Annotated in this window: 16 protein-coding genes; 4 read left to right on the top strand and 12 right to left on the bottom strand. The window is 34.6% G+C overall.

Annotated features, from left to right (window positions below):
• Positions 1 to 26 precede the first annotated feature (26 nt).
• Entirely contained in the window at positions 27 to 1,427 is a 1,401-nt protein-coding gene (locus tag MR053_RS04160) for a DUF5689 domain-containing protein (protein WP_242131191.1), read from the bottom strand.
• A 10-nt stretch (positions 1,428 to 1,437) separates the two neighbouring features.
• Entirely contained in the window at positions 1,438 to 4,206 is a 2,769-nt protein-coding gene (locus MR053_RS04155; protein ID WP_242131190.1) for a carboxypeptidase regulatory-like domain-containing protein, read from the bottom strand.
• Between the two features lie 183 nt (positions 4,207 to 4,389).
• Between MR053_RS04155 and MR053_RS04150 the strand changes: the two genes are divergently transcribed.
• Positions 4,390 to 5,421, top strand: coding sequence for an endonuclease/exonuclease/phosphatase family protein (locus MR053_RS04150; RefSeq protein WP_242131189.1), 1,032 nt, complete (start codon positions 4,390 to 4,392; stop codon positions 5,419 to 5,421).
• Positions 5,422 to 5,443: 22 nt separating this feature from the next.
• Here MR053_RS04150 and MR053_RS04145 read toward each other — a convergent pair whose 3' ends face one another.
• The 10 genes from MR053_RS04145 to uvrC form a co-directional block, all read right to left on the bottom strand.
• Positions 5,444 to 5,881: a hypothetical protein gene (locus MR053_RS04145; RefSeq protein ID WP_242131188.1), complete on the bottom strand. Its 438-nt coding sequence runs from the start codon at positions 5,879 to 5,881 to the stop codon at positions 5,444 to 5,446.
• Positions 5,882 to 5,976: 95 nt separating this feature from the next.
• On the bottom strand, positions 5,977 to 8,526 hold the full coding sequence (locus MR053_RS04140) for a TonB-dependent receptor (protein WP_242131187.1): 2,550 nt from the start codon (positions 8,524 to 8,526) through the stop codon (positions 5,977 to 5,979).
• 158 nt (positions 8,527 to 8,684) lie between these two features.
• Positions 8,685 to 10,304: a glucose-6-phosphate isomerase gene (gene pgi, locus MR053_RS04135; RefSeq protein ID WP_242131186.1), complete on the bottom strand. Its 1,620-nt coding sequence runs from the start codon at positions 10,302 to 10,304 to the stop codon at positions 8,685 to 8,687.
• A 1-nt stretch (position 10,305) separates the two neighbouring features.
• Positions 10,306 to 11,637, bottom strand: a complete 1,332-nt coding sequence (locus tag MR053_RS04130; RefSeq protein WP_242131185.1) for a peptidoglycan DD-metalloendopeptidase family protein — start codon at positions 11,635 to 11,637, stop codon at positions 10,306 to 10,308.
• A complete protein-coding gene (locus MR053_RS04125) occupies positions 11,595 to 12,515 on the bottom strand; it encodes a tryptophan 2,3-dioxygenase family protein (protein WP_394800321.1) in 921 nt (306 codons plus the stop codon). Before MR053_RS04125 ends, MR053_RS04130 begins: the two co-directional genes overlap by 43 nt.
• A gap of 3 nt (positions 12,516 to 12,518) precedes the next feature.
• Complete coding sequence (locus MR053_RS04120; RefSeq protein WP_242131183.1) at positions 12,519 to 13,325, bottom strand: DUF3108 domain-containing protein; 807 nt, start codon at positions 13,323 to 13,325, stop codon at positions 12,519 to 12,521.
• Positions 13,326 to 13,442: 117 nt separating this feature from the next.
• A complete protein-coding gene (gene hppD, locus MR053_RS04115; protein ID WP_242131182.1) occupies positions 13,443 to 14,603 on the bottom strand; it encodes a 4-hydroxyphenylpyruvate dioxygenase in 1,161 nt (386 codons plus the stop codon).
• 126 nt (positions 14,604 to 14,729) lie between these two features.
• Positions 14,730 to 15,887: a homogentisate 1,2-dioxygenase gene (locus MR053_RS04110; protein WP_242131181.1), complete on the bottom strand. Its 1,158-nt coding sequence runs from the start codon at positions 15,885 to 15,887 to the stop codon at positions 14,730 to 14,732.
• 197 nt (positions 15,888 to 16,084) lie between these two features.
• A complete protein-coding gene (locus tag MR053_RS04105) occupies positions 16,085 to 18,328 on the bottom strand; it encodes a patatin-like phospholipase family protein (RefSeq protein ID WP_242131180.1) in 2,244 nt (747 codons plus the stop codon).
• A gap of 92 nt (positions 18,329 to 18,420) precedes the next feature.
• On the bottom strand, positions 18,421 to 20,214 hold the full coding sequence (gene uvrC / locus MR053_RS04100) for an excinuclease ABC subunit UvrC (RefSeq protein WP_242131179.1): 1,794 nt from the start codon (positions 20,212 to 20,214) through the stop codon (positions 18,421 to 18,423).
• 84 nt (positions 20,215 to 20,298) lie between these two features.
• Between uvrC and MR053_RS04095 the strand changes: the two genes are divergently transcribed.
• The 3 genes from MR053_RS04095 to MR053_RS04085 are packed head-to-tail and all read left to right on the top strand — an operon-like array spanning position 20,299 to position 22,571.
• Complete coding sequence (locus MR053_RS04095; RefSeq protein WP_242131178.1) at positions 20,299 to 20,718, top strand: ATP-dependent zinc protease family protein; 420 nt, start codon at positions 20,299 to 20,301, stop codon at positions 20,716 to 20,718.
• A gap of 1 nt (position 20,719) precedes the next feature.
• Positions 20,720 to 21,595: a 30S ribosomal protein S6--L-glutamate ligase gene (rimK, locus tag MR053_RS04090; protein ID WP_242131177.1), complete on the top strand. Its 876-nt coding sequence runs from the start codon at positions 20,720 to 20,722 to the stop codon at positions 21,593 to 21,595.
• A gap of 4 nt (positions 21,596 to 21,599) precedes the next feature.
• Positions 21,600 to 22,571, top strand: a complete 972-nt coding sequence (locus MR053_RS04085; protein WP_242131176.1) for a succinylglutamate desuccinylase/aspartoacylase family protein — start codon at positions 21,600 to 21,602, stop codon at positions 22,569 to 22,571.
• The last annotated feature ends 3 nt before the right edge of the window (positions 22,572 to 22,574 follow it).

The following is a 22,574-nucleotide window of genomic DNA, read 5'->3' as shown; positions in this document are numbered from 1 at the left end:
TTAATCAATTAATTTTATTTCAGGAATTAAGGCACAGTCACCGTTACATTTTCAACATGTAAAGTCATGTTTTGGTTACCTGTATCGCTCCCCGAGTATTTAAACGCAATATAAGCTGTTCCCGTATACGAAGATAAATCTATCTCACCAGAACTAGTGAAATTATACCATGTCCCGTAATCTACTTTATAACTTACGTCAAAATCCAATGGCGACCAAGTGGCATTAGCAATACCCTCTTCGGTGCCATCAAAATCAGTTGATATAAGTACCTCCAAAGGATCATGACCAAAATCTGGGTAGGCGTGTTCGGTTTGGAAGGTTAATATTTCCCCTTCTTGGGCATTCATATCTATCCCTGGAGTGATTAACCATGATATTACAGATACATCTCCCGAACTAAACGGATTCAATTCTGCATAACCATTACCTCTAAACACCTGCTCTGTCCATAAAACACTACCTGCTTCGGCAAAATTGATCCAACCGTCTAAATTTAAGACAGTGTTATCTACTGCAGAATTGAAGCTTTCTTCAAAAACAGGGTCACAACGATCATCAATAAAGTTTATGTCATCAGTAGTATTTAACACCATAACACGCTCATCACCACCAAAACTTTGAGTAATAACTCCAGAAATAGAGCCTCTGGCATCTACTGGTAAAGGTTCTTGAGTAAAACTTGCGAAAGAACTGGTTTCAACAGGGAATTCGGTACCATCTGCACAACTCACAAGTGTACGCTGTGTATCGAAATCATCATTAGGATCTAAAAAAGCTTTTCCAACTAGGCTTAATGGAAACTGTACATTTTCAAAAGTTACAAACATTCCAAAGTGGGAATCATTAACCAATGAAGGTTCAACCACTAATGGAACAATTTCCTTAGTAGTTTGAGATCTGAAAATATGTTTTGGTATTTGTTTCCCTGTTAACTGGTCTACCTCATTACCATCAATAGTACCTCCAATAACAAGAACTTCTGATGAATTCTCACCCAAATACAGACCTTTAAGGTTAACATAAACCTCCCTACCAATATTAAATTGGTTATAAGAGTCTACTTGATTTAAAACTATTCCAATAGCTGCTGTTGGATTTTCAGGGGTATCTTGCATGTAAAATTCTTTATAAAAATTCCCTGTTCTATCGGAAGATGTTACATAGCCTTTTACTACTATGTTCGATACAATTTCAGTTGGTTGCCCAGTATATAAGGTCAACAATTCGGTTATGCTTACTTCGGACATTACACCACTGCTCAATCCATCCATAATCACTTGTAACCCTGCATTCTCTTCACTTCCCAAACTCTCTGGTATGGTATAGTCATCATCTTGAACACAAGATATTAACATTGCTAGTACAATTAATAATGAGGTTAAAATTCTATTGGTTTTCATAATGCTGAATATTATATTTTTCATAGTCATTTTTTTAAAATCTAAAATTTAGGTTTACAAAAAAGGTCGTGCCACGCCCATACCAATATTTTGGTCCAAAAACACGTTTTGGGCTAGCGTTATCATCACGTAATTCACGATAATTAGCATTACGTCCCTGTTCGAAACCCCCTGTTTTATATTGTTTGTCCAAAAGGTTATTGACACTAGCAAAAAAGCCAATGTATTTGTCATTAATTTTCCAAGACTTCCCACCAATTAGGTTTACCACCATATAATCATCAAACTTTTCTTGTTTTAAAAGAGCCCTAGCTATATCTACATCATAATCGTTAAAAGGCAACCCATCTGAATCTAAATATAAATTTTCAGTTCTTGTTAACGGGTTAACATCTATATAAGTGTTCGTTAAAAAATTTGCTGTAGCACCAAACCACCAATAGTCTGGATCTCTATATTCGAAGCCGGCTGAGAAGGCCTGTTGAGGACCAGCAGCTAGTTTATAATCTTTTAAGTTAGCCTTTCCGTAAGAAATTGATCCATCCTCAGAAGTAAAACTTGAAGAAGTTAAGTATATATCCGGATTGTTATCATAAGTAAATTGCCCCATTGAAGCTACACCCTTTAACTTTATAGTAGGTGTTACTTGTGCTTCAAGGCCTAGTTCTACACCAAAGTGTTTTTTATTAATCCCCTGTAACACCTCTTGTACAAAAGCAGAAGTATCATTATTTTCAATATCCTCACTACCACTTAAACCATCAGCAAAATAGAAACTCACCTCATTAGCATCCTCTGTTTTGGTATAATAACCTGTTAACTTTGCTTTAACAATAGGCGACCTGTAAATATAACTTGCATCAAATACTGTTATTTTTTCTTCTTCAATATGTCTTACTATGTTATGGTTTTCTCTTGAATTAGAAAATGTATTTCGTAATGTAGGTGCCTTAGTAATGTAACCCGCATTAATATCAAACAAATGTTTACCTGTTATTTTATAGGTTAATCCAGCTTTAGCACCAATACCTGTAAAGGATAATTTTTCTCCTTTACCAAACGATAAATCCCCTAAAAAGCGACTGTGCTCCCAAAGACCTTCCCGTTGATATTGGGTACTGGTCACACTTGCTGAAAGATAAAAATCTACTTTATTGTATTTAAATTGCCCCTGAGCAAATCCGGAAATTACATCGCCATATAGATTGTAATTGTATCTATATTTTCCCCCTTCATTAACAAACTTATTCGGATTTTGATTATCATATTGATAGTTATCAAAAGAATCTACATTTGACACTCCAACTATTGATCCTAGTGTACTTATAATTTCTCCAAAATTTTCAGACTTCAACTTTTTATAATCAATTGACACATTCAACAAAATATGGTCATTAAGTTCGGAATTCAAAATAGAATTTAAGGTAAACTGCTTATCGTCACTACGATCTTCGTAAAGTACATAGGCTGCCGATGTACCACTAATATTATTGGTAATGTTGGCATCAAGAATACGTTCCCAATCTATCTGTCCGTTGGCTATAAATTCTTGTTCCAATTGATAAGCGGTTGCAAAATCTGGTCCATCTGGGTCTGCTAAGGCATAACTTGGTAGGTTTTGATAATATGTTGGACTTGGATTTGCCCCTCCTGAATAATCTAATCGACTATTGGCAAGTTTTCCAAACTGATAGCCAATATTTGTATTCAATGATGTTTTACTCGACATGTCCCAGTAATGGTTCAACATTAAAATAGGTTCTTCAACTTCCTTTATACGTGAATTACGTTTTTCACCATCTAACCACCCCCAATACTCATTATATTTTATACCCTTTAAATCGTAAACTTCTTGTGTGTTTGGTGATGATTTCCCGCGTCTGTTTGGCGCATAAATTGAAACAAAGTTAAGGCTATGTTTATCATTAATTTTCTTTTCAATTGAGACAAAAACTGAATTGGCATCATATAGGGAGGCATCTTGATAGCCCTCGTTACCCCACCGTCTGCCCAATGACACTGTAAATGCCCAATTGTTTTTTAACAATCCAGAAGCATAAGTAGCCATTAAGCGATTTGTATAACTTCTGTTTGAAGACGAATACGTTATTCTACCCCCAGGTCTTGCTTGGGAAGCCCTTACGTTAATATTTGTTGTTCCCAAAATACCTCCAAAATAATATGCTGAAGGTGTTAGACCCCAAGTTAATTCTTGGTTACGCAATACATCGTTTATTCCTCCCCAGTTACTCCATTGTGGTCTTCCGTTATACAACTTATTCATTTCAATTCCATTAATTAAAACCTTCCCGTTTTCGGAATCCAGACCTCTGGCCCTAAAAAAGGATGAACTCCACTCAAACGCTGCTGTTCTCTGGAATACATCTAAAGATGAAGCCAATAATCCAGAAATATTATCTGCGCCACTGGTATCATCATTAAGTTCATCATCAGAAAGTGTAATGGTAAATAAATCGCTTGATGAAGCATCTACCTCCATCGTCATATCGGTAATATCTATAGTTTGATTTTCATTAACCACAATAGGGTACCTTTTAGTAATATAACCCGCTTTGGAAATTTTCAAAACTTGCTCTCCTAAAGGAATATTCGTTGTAAATTGAAATTCACCAAGCGTATTAGTTTGTGTAGTTTGGGTGGTTTCTTCAATGGTAACAAAAACATTTGCCATTGGCTTGAAAGAAATTGCTTCCTTTACACTCCCTTTAATGAGAGTCTGCTGTGCAAATGATGTGAAAATTGAAAAAACCACTAATAAATAAATAAGTGTTTTTTTCTTCATGTTTAGTTAATAAATTAGTCACTCCCTTAATTTTGATTTTAAGGTGTATAAATTTACGTTTTTTATAAGAATATTATACTTTTGATTCGAAATTTGTATTTAAAATAACCTTGATTTAATATTTTATTAATGACTAAATTTAAGCTCTATTTATTTTGGCTAGTATTTTGTTTCTTTTTCAAGATGCATACTCAAGAGAAAACCTATAAAATACATACCATTGCCTTCTACAATCTAGAAAACTTATTCGACACTATAAATGATCCTAAAAAGTTTGATGAAGCAAGTCCAATAATGGAATTAAAGGTAAATAAGTCTGAAATATTCAAAAAGAAAATAAACAATATGGCCAAGGTCATTGCTGATATTGGAGCAGATGTAGTCCATAATTCACCTGCTATTCTTGGAGTTTCAGAAGTAGAAAACAGAGAGGTTTTGGAAGCTTTGGTAAATCATCCTTTACTTTTAAAAAAGGATTATGGAATAGTACATTTCGATTCTCCAGATGCCCGAGGTATAGATGTAGCTTTACTTTACCAAAAACAAATTTTCATACCTAATAGTACAAGCAATCATGAACTGAAAATTTTTGATGATAATACTAAAGAGCGTATTTATACCCGTGATCAATTATTGGTTAGCGGTATGCTTGATGGTGAACTTATTCACGTTATTGTAAACCACTGGCCATCAAGGAGAGGTGGTGAAGCTAGAAGTAGACCTAAACGTGTGGCCGCTGCAAAACTCAACAAACATTTAATAGATTCTCTACAATCCATTAACCCTTATGCTAAAATATTTACTATGGGTGACTTAAATGACGATCCAACCAACGCTAGTGTAAAAGCTATATTAAAAGCCAAAAAAGATAGAAACCAAGTAGGTCTTAAAGGGATTTACAATCCATTTGAAAGCTACTTTAAAAAGGGTTTGGGTACTACGGCATATAGGGACGCTTGGAGTTTATTTGATCAAATACTCATTACAAAACCATTATTGGAAAAAGACTATTCGTCATTTCGTTTTTATAAAGCAGGAATTTTTAATAAAAATTATTTAATAACTAGAAAAGGTCCTTACAAAGGTTATCCTTATAGAAGTTTTGCAAATGGAGGTTTTACCGATGGGTATAGTGACCACTTCCCTGTTTATGTTTATGTAATAAAAGAAGTCTCCTCTACTCTAAAAGAGATTCCCTCCAAGGAAAGAAAATAAAATTAAAAAGATAATCTAAAAATTAAGCCATCCAAGTACTCCATGGAATTCTTGATAAAATCAATACTAAGGCAATACAATAAAAAACAGCTAATACTTTTAATTTTGATGCTGAAGTAAGCTTTTTTTTATGTTTTGAATACCCAATGGTTATCAATGTCACGGCAATAATATTTACCAATGGATGCTCTACTAAATACAACCTTGCTAATGCATTTCCCATAACACTTCCTCCTAATTCACTCCACAAATCAAATCTAGGAGATATAAAGTATAGCACCAACCCTATTAACAATTGAATATGCGATACTATTAAAGTGAATAACGATATCCTAAAATCCTTGGCACTATATTCCTTTCCAGAAATAGATTTAAACAATGCATTTCCTGAAGCTAGTATTAAAATTAACAGCACTAAATAAGCCCAATAAGAATGAAGTATTAGTATGGTTTCGTACATGATTATGTTTTTTATTGTTTACAAATGTAAGCATATTAGATATAAAAAAACCGCTTCTTTTGAAGCGGTTTAATTTTTCTATAGAAAAGTATGTTTTAGAAATTGTAACGCATACTTACGTTCCAGGTTCTTCCATAACCAAATCTACCTGTATTTGAAGTATTTATACCTTTCCAGTTTTCAGAAGGATTTGAAGAAGCCGGTTCATTTCCTGACACTGATTCTAAATAAAGTTCATCTGTAATGTTATAAATATTCACTCTAAACTGTAGAGATTTGCTATCATTTTCACCCAATAAAACTTTATATGATAAACCTGTATCAATCGTATTATATGAGGGTAATTTTAAAGCATTAGATCCAGCTCCAATATTAGAGTATAGATTTTTATACATATTCCAATTAGCATCTAAGCTTAATCTTGGAATGAACTCATATCTTCCAGATATACCTGCTGTAAATTGAGACGCACCTCCTACTTTTTCTCCGTCTAAAGGTGCAACAGTTGTCGTTAGCTCGGTTGAAGAAATATCTGTTCCATTATTATCAAATGCACTTATATCACCATTACCGTCAAATTCCCAATCTCCTATAGAAACAAATCCATTCAAATCCATATTATCAGTTGGTTTAGTCATTAGTTCCAACTCAACACCCATATGCACTTGTTTTACCCCTCTAGTTTGATAACTAATAAAATCGTCTCCAACTTCCCCATTATTACTTACAAGTGTTCTATTATCCCATGTTGTATGATAAATATTAAAATTTGCTTTAACATTGTCTCCTCCTAATTGATAACCAGCTTCCAATCCAGTTATTTTTTCGTTGTCAACTTCTGGATCTAATAACAAGTTACTATTTCTGTCACTTTGAAACAATAAACTATGAAAAGGTTGGCGCGAATAGTACCCTGCATTAACAAAAACTTTATTAAAATCATTTAAAGCATAGGCTGCACCAGCTTTAACATTGAACCCTGGGTTATTAACTTTTTTAGATTCTTCAGATTGCCCCTCATTTGTAGCATTTAAAAATTCTGTTCTTAAATGAGATTGTGTTGACACTGCTCCCTGAAAAAAAGCGGAGAATTGATCGTTGGAATATTCTAATTGACCAAAAATACCTGCATAATTAATTTGTTCCTCATAATCATACCCAAAGCGTTCTCCATGATCTGTATTGGGCTTAAAGAAAACAGTCCAAGGATTGATTCCCCCTGCTTCAGTTAACTGATAATTACCACCATTATAATCGCTAAATGCATTAACAGAATTAACACTTATAAACTCTCTAACATCTCTAAAGTGAATACCATTATAAAATCGAAAATCTGCTCCAATATTAAAGTTTAGATTCTCATTTAGCTGATTGTTATAATTTGAAACCAACCCATACCAGTTATGATTATTATTAGACCCCCTAGCATAAGTAACTTGACTGCCTGATGTTCTTGCTTGAGCAAAACTACCTCTACCCATAGAACCATATAAAACTGTTGAAAGTGAAGAGTTGTCATTAATATCTAAATCCCAACTAATGTTTGCCACTGGTTTATGATATATATTTCGCCCTCCTGGATATTTACCACCATTCAATAAATTAGGGCTTTCAACACCCGAGAAATTCCAAGAATTATACTTTCGCCCGTTATCTAAAAAGGACTTAATAGAACCACTTCCTGCTGCTGCATGCCATTGAGGTGCTCCAGTTAACAAAAAATTAAACGTATTATTATCATTTGGCTTATAACCAACCGAAAAGAAATATGTTTGCCCTTGTCCATCCGTAAAGTCCACATAACCATCTCCTTGCCAGTGTCCGAGTAAAGCCGCAAAAGACCATCCCTTTGTATTAACTCCAGTTGAATAGTATGCAGTTGTTTTCGTATAGTTGTCGTTTGCCACCATTTGCTGAACAAATCCACCCTTTCTTCTATCAATAGTTTTTGTTACAATATTCACTGTTCCTCCAACTGATGAAATGGCTAATTTTGAGGCTCCTAATCCACGTTGTATTTGAACGGCATTTGCTACGTCCAAAACACCTGACCAATTTGACCAGTACATTTTACCATCTTCCATACCATTTATTGGTTGTCCATTTAATAAGAAAGCTGTATTGGTTTGATCAAAACCTCTTAAAAACATTTGACCATCACCAAATCCACCTGCTTGAACAGACTGAACAGAAGGTGTCGACTTTAAAACCTCAGGTAAATCGGAATTACCAGCTTTTTCCTGAATTTGATTCGCTCTAATGGTAGAAACTGCTATAGGTGTTTCCCTGTCTTCTGCTAAATCTATTACTCCAGATCCTATGATTACTATTTCATCTAAAGAATTATCAGAAGTTAATTTGATACTTCCTAAATTAGTATTTCCATTAAACGATAAAGTTACAGAACCATAACCCACATAAGAAATAACAATTTGTCCAGAAGTAGCTTGGCTGGTTAATGAGAACTTTCCATCAAAATCTGTAGATGTACCGTTTGTGGTACTTTTTTCAATAACATTGGCACCTGGTAAAGGTGAATTGAGATCGGCATCAAGAACTGTACCTGTAATGGTACTTTGCGCAATGATAACTGAAGAGCATAATAATGCCACAGCTAACATCAATAAATGAGTAGTTTTTTTCATAATTAATTATTTGAATTAGTCATGGCAAAAATAACCATAAAAGACTGATTATTATTACCTAAATGTTAAAAAATTTAACAATTGTTAATAAATAAAAAACTGTTAATATTTGCATATTAACAGTTTTAATTGAATTCCTCTGATATAATCTTACTTTATTAAGATTTTCCCTTATAATAATTTAATAAATTTTGAGTAGAGACATCGTGCTTATCAACAATTGTTCCGCTAAATTCCTTTAAAATTCTTGTTGCCAATTGTTTCCCTAATTCCACACCGAATTGGTCATAACTAAATATGTTCCAAATTATACCTTGAACAAAAATTTTATGTTCGTACATCGCAATTAGCTTACCTAAACTCTCTGGTGTTAGCTTATCTATAAAAATAGTATTGGTAGGTTTATTGCCATTAAATATCTTAAAGGGAACAATATTTTGCGTGGTTCCTTCTTCAACAACCTGTGTTTCGGTTTTTCCGTTTAACAACGCTTCGGTTTGTGCTAAAAAGTTGGAAATCAATTTATCTTGATGATCTTTATTTCCATGCAAAGAAGATACAAAACCAATGAAATCGGCTGGTATTAACTTAGTTCCTTGATGTATCAATTGAAAAAAGGCATGCTGTGAATTGGTTCCTGGCTCACCCCAAATAATAGTCCCCGTTTGATAATCTATGGGATTACCATTTCTATCAACACTTTTGCCGTTACTTTCCATTATACCTTGTTGCAAATAGGTGGCAAACTGGTTTAAATATTGGGAATATGGAATAATAGCTTCACTTTCGGCTTTAAAAAAGTTGTTATACCAAATACTTATTAATGCTAAAACTACAGGTATGTTATTTTTAAAATCTTTATTTTTAAAGTGATTATCCATTTTATTGGCGCCACTAAGTAGGCTGTCAAAATGGTCATAGCCCACTGCCAAGCTAATGCTCAACCCTACGGCACTCCATAGTGAAAAACGACCTCCAACCCAATCCCACATAGGGAAAACGTTGTTTTCATCAATGCCAAAACCTTTTACGGCATCTAAATTTGTAGATACAGCCACAAAATGTTTAGCAATATCTTCCTCTTTAGCTGATTTTAAAAACCATTCTTTAATGGTAGTCGCATTCGATAAAGTCTCTTGAGTAGTAAAGGTTTTAGAAACCACAACAAACAAAGTCGTTTCTGGGTCCAACTTTTTTACAACCTCGTTTACATGATCACCATCTACATTACTTACAAAGTGAGTTGTTAAGTGGTTTTTGTAATACTGTAACGCTTCTACAACCATTGCTGGCCCCAAATCTGAACCGCCAATCCCTATATTCACCACATCGGTAAACGCTTTACCTGTATAACCTTTTAATTGGCCATTAACAACCTGATTTGTGAATCCCTTAATTTTTTCCTTAACCTCATGTACCTCAGGAACAACATTAACGCCATCTACATAAAAAATATCTGATTTTGGTGCTCTTAAAGCTGTATGTAGGACTGCACGCCCTTCGGTTTGATTAATTTTTTCTCCAGAAAACTGACTTTCTATAGCTTCTTTTAGTTTAACTTCTTCTGCCAATTCTAAAAGTAAAGCTATGGTATCGTCGGTTATTCTATTTTTAGAGTAATCAACATAAAAGTCTTCCCATTTTATAGTAAACTTATCAGCTCTCTTATCATCCTGAGCAAATAAATCTTTCATATGCATATTAGACACTTTATTAAAGTGTGCCTCAATTTCTTTCCACGCTTTTGTTGTCGTAGGATTTATACTTGGTAATGCCATATTATGATTCTGCTTGTTTAATTACAGGGGTTTCCAATTCAATATCGTCTGTAATGTCCGGTTCAAAAAAGATATTATCCAATTGGTATTTTATAGGTTTTATGAAGTCTAGGTACTTAACTTTTAAACTATCCGAAATAGGTTTCGCTTCTGGTAATTTTTCCCTAAACGGATCGACTTGCCTCCCATTTTTCCAAAAACGATAACACACATGCGGCCCTCCTGTATTTCCTGTCATACCTACATAACCAATTACGTCTCCTTGCTTCACAAACTGGCCCACTTTAACATTACGCCTACTCATGTGTAGGTATTGGGTTTCATAAGTAGCATTATGTCTTATTTTTACATACTTGCCATTGCCTCCCTTTCGGGTAGACTCAGTGACTGTTCCATTTGCCGTTGCACGAATTGGTGTTCCAACAGGTGCGGCAAAATCGGTACCTTTGTGAGGACGCACTTTGTATCCATAGTAAGCAATACGGCGTTTTAAATTATATCGGGATGATATTCTACCAAACTGTATAGGAGATTTAAGAAAAGCCCTTCTTAAATTCTTGGCTTCTTCACTAAAATAATCGACTATCCCTTTTACAGAATCTGTCTGAAAACGAAAGGCATAAAAGGGTTCGTTGTTATGCTCAAAATAGGCTGCTTTAACATCGTGTACTCCAGTATAAATGGTATCGTCTATATATTTATCGGTATAAATAACCTTAAAACGATCACCTTTTTGTAAACGGTTAAAGTCTATGGTCCATGCATAAATTTCATCGGCCATTTTATTGGTTAGTACCGGACTTACCCCTAATTTATCAATCGTTTCTGAAATACTGCTTGTAACTATCCCTGTAATGGATTTTTCAACATATTTTATAGGCTTTTTGCTTTTATAAGCATGTATGGAGTCCTTAAAATTAATAACTATATACTCCTCTTTAGTTGGCTGATAAATAAACGCCTCTGGAGATTCTAAAGAGTCTTTTGCACATAATAATGTATATGGTTTCCCTTTTTGAAAATATCTAGCAATATCATACGTTTTTTTAGTTTCCTCTGCAATGTAAAATATCTTAGGATAACCTATTTTATTTTGTTCTAAAACCTTTCCAAAGCTTTCCCCTGCTTTTACGGTGTCTCTTTTGACAATATAATCGTTAAGTTTAAACCCAAATTCAAAAACTTCTTTAGGTTCTTCGACCTTAGCAATTTTTTCTTTTAATTCGTGTTCTGTTTTGTTTTGGTCATTTATACAGCTATAAAAAGTTATAGCTAATAATACTGTTATAATTAAATATTTGTTCCCCAATCTTCTAGTTCTTTTTTTGTCCATAATTCTGGAAAGAATATTCGTTTTTGATATTTTGGGTGCATGTATTTCACCCACTCACTTCCACCTGTGGCCTCAGCCGTTTTGCCTCCTATATTTAAATAATGGTTTGCTGTATTATAATGCGCCATAACCCATTTAATGTTTACTGTATAATCGTAGTGGCGCATAGCCTTAATTAATGCTTTATCGGTCTTTACCCTATCGGGTAAACCTTTAAATTTAGTCCAAAGGTTATTTTTATTATAAAATTGCGTAAATCTAATAAATTCATCTTTATAACGGTCTTCAAAAACTGTTAAAGTGTAGCTCTTTTTACCCGTTTCATAATCTTTGCCTGCAGCTTGCCAGTACAAATGTTCAAAGGCGTTTTCGTAAGATGAATTTCGGTCTATTGTTTCCCTAAAACGCTTATCAATAAGATTGATGAGTTCGGTAGAAGCAAATTCAATTTTTCTATATTGTGCGCTTTGAAAACCACTAGCAGGAGTCAATGTTGTTCTAAATTTATTATACTGTGCGACATCCATCCCATCCTTCATAATACTAAAAGAAGATGTAAGTACATCAAAATACCTACTCACACGCATAATCTTATCGGCAAAAATATCTGCTGTTAGTGATGGGTGTTTAGCAACTTGCTCCATTTCGCTAAGTATCATTTTAAATAAGAGTTCTGTAACTTGGTGGTACATAATGAACACCTTCTCATCTGGAAGCGATGTACGGGTTACTTGTAGATTTAGTAGGACATCGGTTTGTATGTAATCCCAATACGTAATGGGCTTACTATGTAATAAGCCTTCAATATGTGTCTCTACATCCTGTCCTATACTATTAAATTTCTCTTTAAGTTGGTGAATTACTTTTTTGTTCAAAATGCCTCAATTATTTACAACAATTTTAAACGGATGCTTTAATCCCTTAAAGGCTTCTAAGTCTGCTCTTAAAGAACCTACGGCCAAATCGGCTTTAATACGTAAAGGTACTTTATTTTTGTCTTTTGACACCCATAGTGTTAAACTTTCCTCCTCTTTAAAAACACGTCCCGCCATTACATAAGGCCTGAATTTTAATGCTTCAATAGTACCAAAGTCTGTATCAATAATATCTTCACCTAGGTATTTTAATTTAAAACCATAGTTTTCTTCATCAAAAAACATATCTACCCTTACTTCATCTCCTACTTTTAATTTTTTGGTATCTAAATTATTTCTAAGGTAATAAAACGTAGATACCATATCCTGAATATTGGGTTTGGTATCGAAAATTGCTTTTTTATTATGCTTTTTGTCATTAACATAAGCTTTATAGTTCTCTTGGTCGAAATCGATTTCAATATCCTTGGTATGACCTCCTTCATCTATATTTCTTATAAACCGATATGGCTTGATTGAATCTTTATAAAAATAACTCTCATAACGATCCTTTACCTTGAAAAACCATTTGATCATACCGGTAGTCCACCCTTTGCCAACAACATGATAGGTGTCCTTGTTATTATATTTCGATTCTTTTACTGTTAATGTTGCATTTCCTGCTTTTAAAAATCCACTATAACTCATTCTAAACTTAAACCATTCTCCAACGCCAAAAGCCGATTCATTGGTTTGGGTTTTTAACAAATCGGATTGCGCAACAGCTACTTGAGTTAGCAATAAAAGAAATACTATATGTCGTCTTTTGTTCATAGCTCACATTATAATTGCATTTTCAATACATAAATTACAATTACTGTTCCAAAAGTATTAAAACAAAAAACGCCATCAAAAAATAAAATTCGATAGCATTTTGTTTAATGCATAACTCTACAAAGTTCCTCTTTTTGCCTGTTCCCTTTCTATTGATTCAAATAACGCCTTAAAGTTTCCTGCCCCAAAGCCTTTTGCCCCCATTCGCTGTATGATTTCGAAAAATAATGTAGGCCTGTCTTCGACAGGTTTTGTAAATATTTGAAGTAAATAGCCTTCTTCATCAGCATCAATCATAATTCCCAGGCTTTTAAGGGTTTCTATATTTTCCCTTAACTCATGACTGTGTTCTTCTAAACGCCCAGGGACTGCCTTATAATATTCCTCTGGTGGGGTTGATAGAAACTCTACACCTCTAGCCCTTAATTGACTTACCGTACTTATAATATCGTCTGTTGCAACAGCAATATGTTGCACACCAGGACCCTCATAAAAATCAAGATATTCTTCAATTTGTGATTTCTTTTTGCCTTCTGCTGGTTCATTAATTGGGAATTTTATGCGTCCGTTACCATTACTCATCACTTTACTCATAAGTGCCGAATACTCGGTATGGATTTGCGTGTCATCAAAAGACAAAAAGTTTTCAAATCCCATTACCTCTTCGTACCATTTAACCCAAGTATTCATTTGTCCCCAACCTACATTACCTACCATATGGTCTATATATTTTAAACCTACCTGTGTTGGGTTGTAATCACTCTCCCATGCTTTAAACCCCGGCAAAAATGAACCGTTATAATTCTTGCGTTCTACAAACATATGAACCGTTTCCCCATAGGTATATATACCTGCTCTAACTACTTCACCATGTTCGTCATTTTCCACAATTGGTTCCATATACGATTTTGCTCCACGAGCCGTAGTCTCTTGATAGGCCTTTCGGGCATCTTCTACCCAAAGCGCAACGACTTTAACACCATCACCATGCTTTACAATATGGTCATTAATAGGTGACTTGCTATTAAGTGGTGTTGTTAATACTAATTTAATTTTGTCCTGTTTTAGCACATAACTTACGGTTTCTTTAGACCCTGTTTCCAGTCCTTTGTAGGCATAGGATTGAAAACCGAATGCCGCTTTATAAAAATGTGCTGCCTGTTTGGCATTACCCACATAAAACTCTACATAATCTGTTCCCAGAAGTGGCAAAAAATCTTGTGCTCCTTTAAATATTTTTTCTAAACCGTAGTTTACTGATTCTATGTTTTTACTCATAATCTAAATGGTTTATTGTTGATGAAATTAATTGTTCATCCTCTGTCTTTGCTGCAAATGCAGGAATCTTATCGTTTTGAATAAAACTTTGATAATATGAATTCCCACCTTCTCGGGAATGACAATTTATTCCAACCAAGATTTATAATAATCTTCATCGGCTATTTTCATAGCTTCCTCCGTAACCATTAATGGTTTGAAGGTGTCTACCATAACCGCTAACTCTTGAGTCTCAACTTTGGCAATACTCCTTTCGGTTGCTCCAGGGTGAGGCCCATGAGGTATTCCTGCCGGATGTAGCGATATCTGCCCCGCCTCAATGTCATTTCTACTCATAAAATCACCATCTACATAATATAACACCTCATCGCTATCTATATTGCTATGGTTATATGGCGCAGGAATTGATTGTGGATGGTAATCGTACAACCGTGGCACAAAGCTACACACCACAAAAGCATCGGTTTCAAAGGTTTGGTGCACTGGTGGTGGTTGATGAATACGTCCCGTTATAGGCTCAAAATCATGAATTGAAAACGCATAAGGAAAATTATAACCGTCGTATCCAATAACATCAAAAGGATGTGAAGCATAGACCATTTCAATGATTTCACCTTTCTTCTTGACCTTTATTAAAAAGTCCCCCAACTCGTTATAGGTTTCCAACTCTTGTGGCCTAAGAATATCGCGTTCACAAAATGGCGAATGTTCCAATAATTGTCCAAACCAATTGCGATAGCGTTTTGGAGTATATATCGGGCGATGTGACTCTACAATAAACAATCGATTGTCCTCGGTATCAAAATCTATTTTATAAATAATCCCTCTTGGAATTAAAAGATAATCGCCGTACTTAAAATCGAGGTTACCCAACATAGTACGCAATTTACCAGTTCCTTTATGAATGAAAATCAACTCATCGGCATCGGTATTCTTGTAAAAGTAATCTTTAGTGGAATGTTTTGGCGCTGCCAAAACAATGGCACAATCACTATTTACCAAAACAGTTTTACGGCTTTCTAGAAAATCGCTCTCTGGTTTTACTTCGAACCCTTTTAAACGATACGATTGGATATTATTTGCTCTAGCTATTTTTGGTGCTACACTATATTGTTTTTTAATAGCTTTCACCTGTGTAGGGCGTTGCTCGTGGTAACTATTGGTGTACATACCATCGAAACCAATAGTTCCAAACAATTGCTCATAGTATAAGCTTCCATCTGGTTTTCTAAATTGTATATGTCTTTTATGAGGCACCTCCCCTAATTTATGATAGAATGGCATTTTTTTTATTTTAAGTTAGATATAAAAAGTAAATAAATTCTACTAAAGATAATAAAATTATAGGTGATTCCTGCCTTCGCAGGAATGACAATAATGCCAACTTATTCAGGATTTCGCTTGATAAGGCAATGTAGAAATAGCAATAAATCGTTCCAAAAAGATTGCATATTGAACAAATATCGCGATTTTTAAATCAATTAAAACCAAAATCCCACATTAAAGAACCAAATACTTTGTTTCAGCTCAGGAGAATAGGAATATTTAGCTTCTATTGGCCCAATAAACGTATTTATGGCATACCCTAATGCATAACCTCTATAGTCTGGTAAGGTAAACCACTCACCTGTTTCAAATATATCATCATCAATATTAGCCCAATTACCTTCTAATGTAATGTGGTGGTTTTTAATTACCTCATAATCTGCTTTAGCCATTAGCTTTACATAGCTATTACCTGTGAGTGAGATAAAATCATAACCTAAAAACGGAATAAAATTGTTAATTAAGTTGTTACCATAGCCCCCCAAAGCAAAATCTAAGGTTTGTGTTGATTTATCACCCAACTTAAACCCACCACTAACATCTAGATTAAAAGCTACTCTATCTAAAACCGAAAATGCATAGCCCATATTCGCCTTAGCAACAGAGAAATTGTCAAAGCCTTCATTAAAATGTGATGCAAAAAGGTATAAGTGCACATCTCCATTAAAATACACCCCTCTTGTAGGGAAGTATCTGTTATCATAGGTATCTAATTTTAAATTCCCGAATACACTAAAATAATCGGTATTTTCAAATATAAATTCATCATTAGGATTGGATGATGATATGGTTTCCGATTTAACTTCCAAACGTTTATGTTCAACTCCTAAACTCAATGCAAAATCTTTTCTAAACAAGGTTTGCAAATAGAATTGATTGGTTTGGTCTTCCAATTCTACATCTATTTTATTTATCCCATTTGCAGCAATTTCCCCTTCATCCAACAATAACTGTGCGCTAATGTTTTTATTAAAAGCATTGAATCTGGACCGCAACCCTATACTCCAATAGAATCCCTTATCGATTAAATATTCAAAATTATAACGTACATGATCTCCCAAAATAATATCTAGAGAGGTTACATCATTGTTAAATAAAAAGCGCTTTTTAGTAATATTTACTAATGCTGCACTTTTATATAAATTGTCATAATGTAAACCTAACTTCAAAAAGTTGGTTGTTTTAGTTTCACTTACATTAGCTCGTAAATTAAACTCATCAGGAAGTTCATCTTTTTCCAATTCATAATAAAACGAATCAAAATTATTAGTGGCCACCAAATTATCTACCCCTTTTTGAAAAGCATTATAGCTGATTTTTTCCTTATCCTTCAATTTCAACTTACCCAAAATATAAGCTCTTGTATAGCGGTTATTTCCTTTAATATTAACCTGGTTAATTTGAATACTATCGCTTTTGAATTTTTCTGTTTTAATTTTTGGATACCTCCCCATACGCTTAGTTAAAGCTTCAAAATCTTTTATTTTTTCCAATGCTGCATTTTCTCCTCTTTTTAGTATAGCATCTCCTTCATCAAAAGATACCACAGAAAAATCCCTGATATTAGGTTTAATATAAATATCCGTTTTTTTGGACTTTGACGCCATGGCCTTTATGGTCCTAAAATTATTTATCTGCAACAATACCTCTGGTGCAGAACCCAATTCTTCCCTCGTTAACAACCCATCCTGCACATCCACTCCTATTATAACATCTACCTCTTTTGCGCGCAATTCATCAACAGGATAATTGTTCACCACACCACCATCTGTTAGTACTTGATCATCTATAACTACTGGTTGAAACAACGATGGCAATGCCCCACTTGCCATTATGGCCTGAGCCAAATTACCCCTATCTAAATAAACGGGCTCTCCTGTTTCTATGTTTGTCGCAATACAGAAAAACGGGATAGGTAGATTTTCAAACAATTCAATATCACTCACATGCAATAACAATTTAGATAAGGCATTGTATGCATTTTGCCCTCTGGACAAGGCCGAAGGTAATTTCACCTTGAAATCCTCAAAAGGAAGGGTAAGCGCATATTTTTCTGAATTTCCCCGTTCGAAAAACGCTTTAGAGGCACGTGGCAATTCGTCGTTTATTATTTTATCGAAATCTATTTTTCTAAAAACAGAATCCAATTCCTTTCCCGAATACCCTGATGCATAAAGAGCACCTATAATGGCTCCCATACTGGTGCCTGCTACATAATCTATCTTAACACCAAGACTATCTATAACCTTTAGGACCCCAATATGTGCAAGGCCTTTAGCCCCTCCACCACTAAGTACTAGACCTACTTTTGGTTTAGGCTGTTCCTGCTGCTTTTCTTGTGCTTCTACTGAAAGCAAAACAAAAAGGGAAAAAGTTAATATGATAGTTTTTTGTTTCAAATTAATCTTTTTGATTTCTATCTCCAGTTTACATCTTAGTACATCAACACCCTTAAGATAAACTTAACGATTCTAAATGACAAATCATTAATTTAATTCCTATGATAATAATTATATACCTTTTCAGCCTTGAATTTTCCAATCACATCTTCTAGTTCATCCAATTTGGCATTGGCAACACGTTTTGCCGATTTAAAATGCTTTAATAGCTCTACAACTGTTTTTTTACCGATGCCATTTATGGTTTCCAACTCTGTATTTAAGGCATTTTTACTGCGTTTGTTACGGTGGTGTTCAATACCAAACCGGTGGGCCTCGTTACGCAACTGTTGAATGATTTTCAGGGTTTCGCTTTTTTTATCTAAATATAAGGGAATTGGATCATTCGGATAAAATAATTCTTCTAAACGTTTGGCAATCCCAACAATAGCAATCTTTCCTCTTAAGTTGAGTGCATCCAAACTTTTTAATGCAGATGACAATTGTCCCTTGCCTCCATCAATAATTATAAGTTGCGGTAAGGGTTGTTCTTCATCCAACAAACGTTTGTAACGTCTGTATACCACTTCCTCCATAGAAGCAAAATCATCTGGTCCTTCAACGGTTTTTATATTAAAATGACGATAATCCTTTTTACTGGGTTTTCCATTTTTAAACACCACACAAGCAGCAACGGGGTTTGTCCCTTGTATATTACTGTTATCAAAACATTCTATATGTCTTGGTTCTTCTCTAAGTCTTAAATCGGCTTTCATTTGTACCATTATACGATTGGCATGTCTATCGGGGTCAACAATTTTCATTTGTTTGAACCGTTCCATCCTAAAGTATTTGGCATTGCGAAGCGATAAATCTAATATGTGTTTTTTGTCTCCTAGCTTTGGGACCGTAATTTTAATAGCCTCCCCTAAGTCGACTTTAAAAGGCACATAAACTTCCTTGGATTTGGAATGGAATCGCTGCCGAATTTCGGTAATGGCCAGTTCTAACAGTGCTTCGTCGGTCTCATCCAACCGTTTTTTTAACTCTAAGGTGTGCGACCTAATTATGGAACCGTAGGACAACTGTAAAAAGTTAATGTAGCCATAGCTTTCGTCACTAACTATAGAAAATACATCTACATTATTAATTTTTGGGTTTACTATAGTTGATTTGGCTTGGTAATTCTCTAAGACCTCTATCTTCTCCTTTATTTTTTGCGCTTCTTCAAACAGCATAGTCTCTGCATAATCTTGCATCTGATTTTTAAATTGCTGTAAAGAATCCTTAAAATTTCCTTTTAAAATCTGCTTAATGGCCTTGATGTTCTTGTTGTATTCCAATTCGGTCTCCAAACCTTCACAAGCCCCTTTACAATTCCCTAAGTGATATTCCAAGCAAACCTTAAATTTACCAGCTTTAATTTTTTCTTCAGATAATTGATAATTACACGTTCGTAAGCTATACAGGCCTTTTATTAAATCCAAAAGAGTTTGTACCGTTTTCACACTAGTGTAAGGGCCAAAATATTCACCACCTCCTTTAAAGATACGTCTTGTAGAAAACACTCTGGGAAAGCGTTCATTCTTTATACAAATCCACGGATAGGACTTATCGTCCTTAAGCATTACATTATAGCGTGGTTTATGTTTCTTTATCAAATTGTTTTCCAGCAACAGCGCATCGGTTTCCGTTTCGACTACAATATGCTTTATATAGGCTATTTTCTTTACCAACACACTAGTTTTACCGTTATCATGGGTTTTGGTAAAATAAGAACTTACCCGCTTTTTTAAATTTTTAGCTTTTCCAACATAAATGATGGCACCTTCCTTATCAAAATATTGATAAACGCCGGGTTGGTTTGGTAGGGTTTTTAACTGTATCTCTAACGCAGGGTTATCCATTATCTCAAAGGTAAATAATATTTAAAACCTAATGTATTTTGAATTAACTAATTTGCTACCTTGCGCCACTTTTCATATACGCTAATGAGCAAAAAAATTATTGGGCGAGTTGATAAAATTGACTTCCCAAAACTGGGATTATACGACATAGATGTAAAAATAGATACAGGAGCTTATACTTCTGCTATTCATTGTTCTGAAATCATAGAAGAAGACCGTACATTAAGATGTATTTTTAATAGTGAGGTTCATCAAAATTTTGGTAAAACCGAAATTATTTTTGACACATTTTCACATACCAATGTAAAAAGTAGCAATGGTTATAAGGAAAATCGCTATAAAGTGAAATCTGAAGCTATATTTTTTGGAAAAACGTACAAGATTAACTTAACTTTAAGCACAAGAGACGACATGAAGTTTCCCGTATTGATTGGCAGGCAATTTTTAAGACGGAAATTTTTAGTTGATGTTGATTTGGAAAACGTGTCTTACTTAACTCATTAGCATGAACATAGTCATTCTATCTAGAAACCCTAATCTTTATTCTACCGAGCGTTTGGTTGAAGAAGGTGAAAACAGAGGCCATTTAGTCGAGGTTATCGATCCCTTAAAATGCGACATCATTATTGAAAAGGAAAAACCTACCATCTATTATAAAGATCGTTATTTAGACTATGTTGATGCTATAATACCCCGTATTGGTGCATCGGTAACGTTCTTCGGTTGTGCAGTGGTAAGACAGTTTGAAATGATGAACGTTTTTACTTCGGTTACTTCAGATGCTATAATTAGGTCTCGAGACAAACTGCGTAGTTTCCAAAGGCTTTCAAAGGCAGGTATTGGTATGCCCAAAACGGTTTTCACCAATTATTCGAGAGATATAGAGCAAGTACTTTCACATGTTGGTGGCACACCAGTAATCATTAAATTGTTGGAAGGCACGCAAGGTTTGGGTGTTGTTTTAGCAGAGACTAAAAATGCAGCCAAATCGGTTTTAGAAGCATTTAATGGTTTACAAGCCAGAGCATTGGTACAAGAATATATTGCTGAAGCAAAAGGTGCTGACTTAAGGGCTCTTGTTGTAGATGGCCATGTAGTTGGAGCTATGAAACGTCAAGGGAAAGAAGGTGAGTTTCGTTCCAATCTTCATCGTGGTGGTACAGCTAAAGTTGTTAAACTCAGTGAAGCCGAATTACGTGTCGCCATGAATGCCGCTCGTGCTTTAAAACTCCCCATCTGTGGTGTAGATATGTTACAGTCCAGTAGAGGGCCTTTATTATTGGAAGTGAATTCTACCCCTGGTTTAGAAGGTATTGAAAGTGCCACAGGAAGAAACATAGCCAAAAGCATTATAACTTATTTAGAAAGAAATAGACGTTAATGTTATGAGCACAGAAAGTAATCTACTTTTTATACTTAACGAAAGCATAAAGCCCGGAGAAAGTAAAGAAGTGAATTTTAGTGTTGCCAACCTACACACCTCATCACCTGTAAACGTCCCTGTTATTATTGAGCGCTCCAAGAAACCTGGTCCTACTGTATTGTTTACAGCTGGTATTCATGGCGACGAAGTTAATGGGGTTGAAATTATACGTCAACTTATTGCTAAAGGCATTAACAAACCTAAAATTGGCACTATCATATGTATGCCCATCATTAATATTTTTGGATTCATTAATTTAAAGCGAGAATTTCCCGATGGCCGTGACCTAAATCGGGTTTTTCCAGGTAGTCCAAATGGATCTTTGGCCAGTAGGGTGGCTTTTAAACTAATTAATGACGTTGTCCCCCATGCCGATTTAATTATTGATTTCCATACGGGTGGCTCGGGGAGGTTCAATGCTCCTCAGCTTAGATGCTCTAAAGACAAAAAAGATCTCGAAATATTGGCTAAAATTTTTGGAGCACCTTTTGTCCTATACTCCAAAAATTTATCAAAATCATTTAGAGCAACATGCAACAAATTGGGTAAACCTATGTTACTTTTCGAAGGCGGTAAATCGTTTCATATTGATGAGACAATTACTAATTCTGGGGTAAACGGTTCAAAACGTATTTTAAAACATTTAGGTATGCTAAAAACAGTTTTTAAATCTACAAAACCTAAAAAGGACTGTATTTTTATAACCGAGAGTAAGTGGCAACGCGCGAAATATTCAGGCATGTTTAAGACGTCTGTTGCAATTGGTTCAAAAGTTAAAAAGGAAGATATTATTGGTAATATAACTGACCCCTACGGTAAGTTTAATTTTTTTGTTAGGGCTTTAAATTCTGGTTATATAATTAACATTAACGAATCTCCTATAGTTTACCAAGGTGATGCCCTTTTTCATATTACCACCAAACTAAAACGATAATAC

Origin of the sequence: Aestuariivivens marinum (assembly GCF_022662175.1) — a bacterium.
Classification (GTDB): Bacteria; Bacteroidota; Bacteroidia; order Flavobacteriales; family Flavobacteriaceae; genus Aestuariivivens; species Aestuariivivens marinum.
This window is presented reverse-complemented; position numbering and strand designations above follow the sequence as displayed.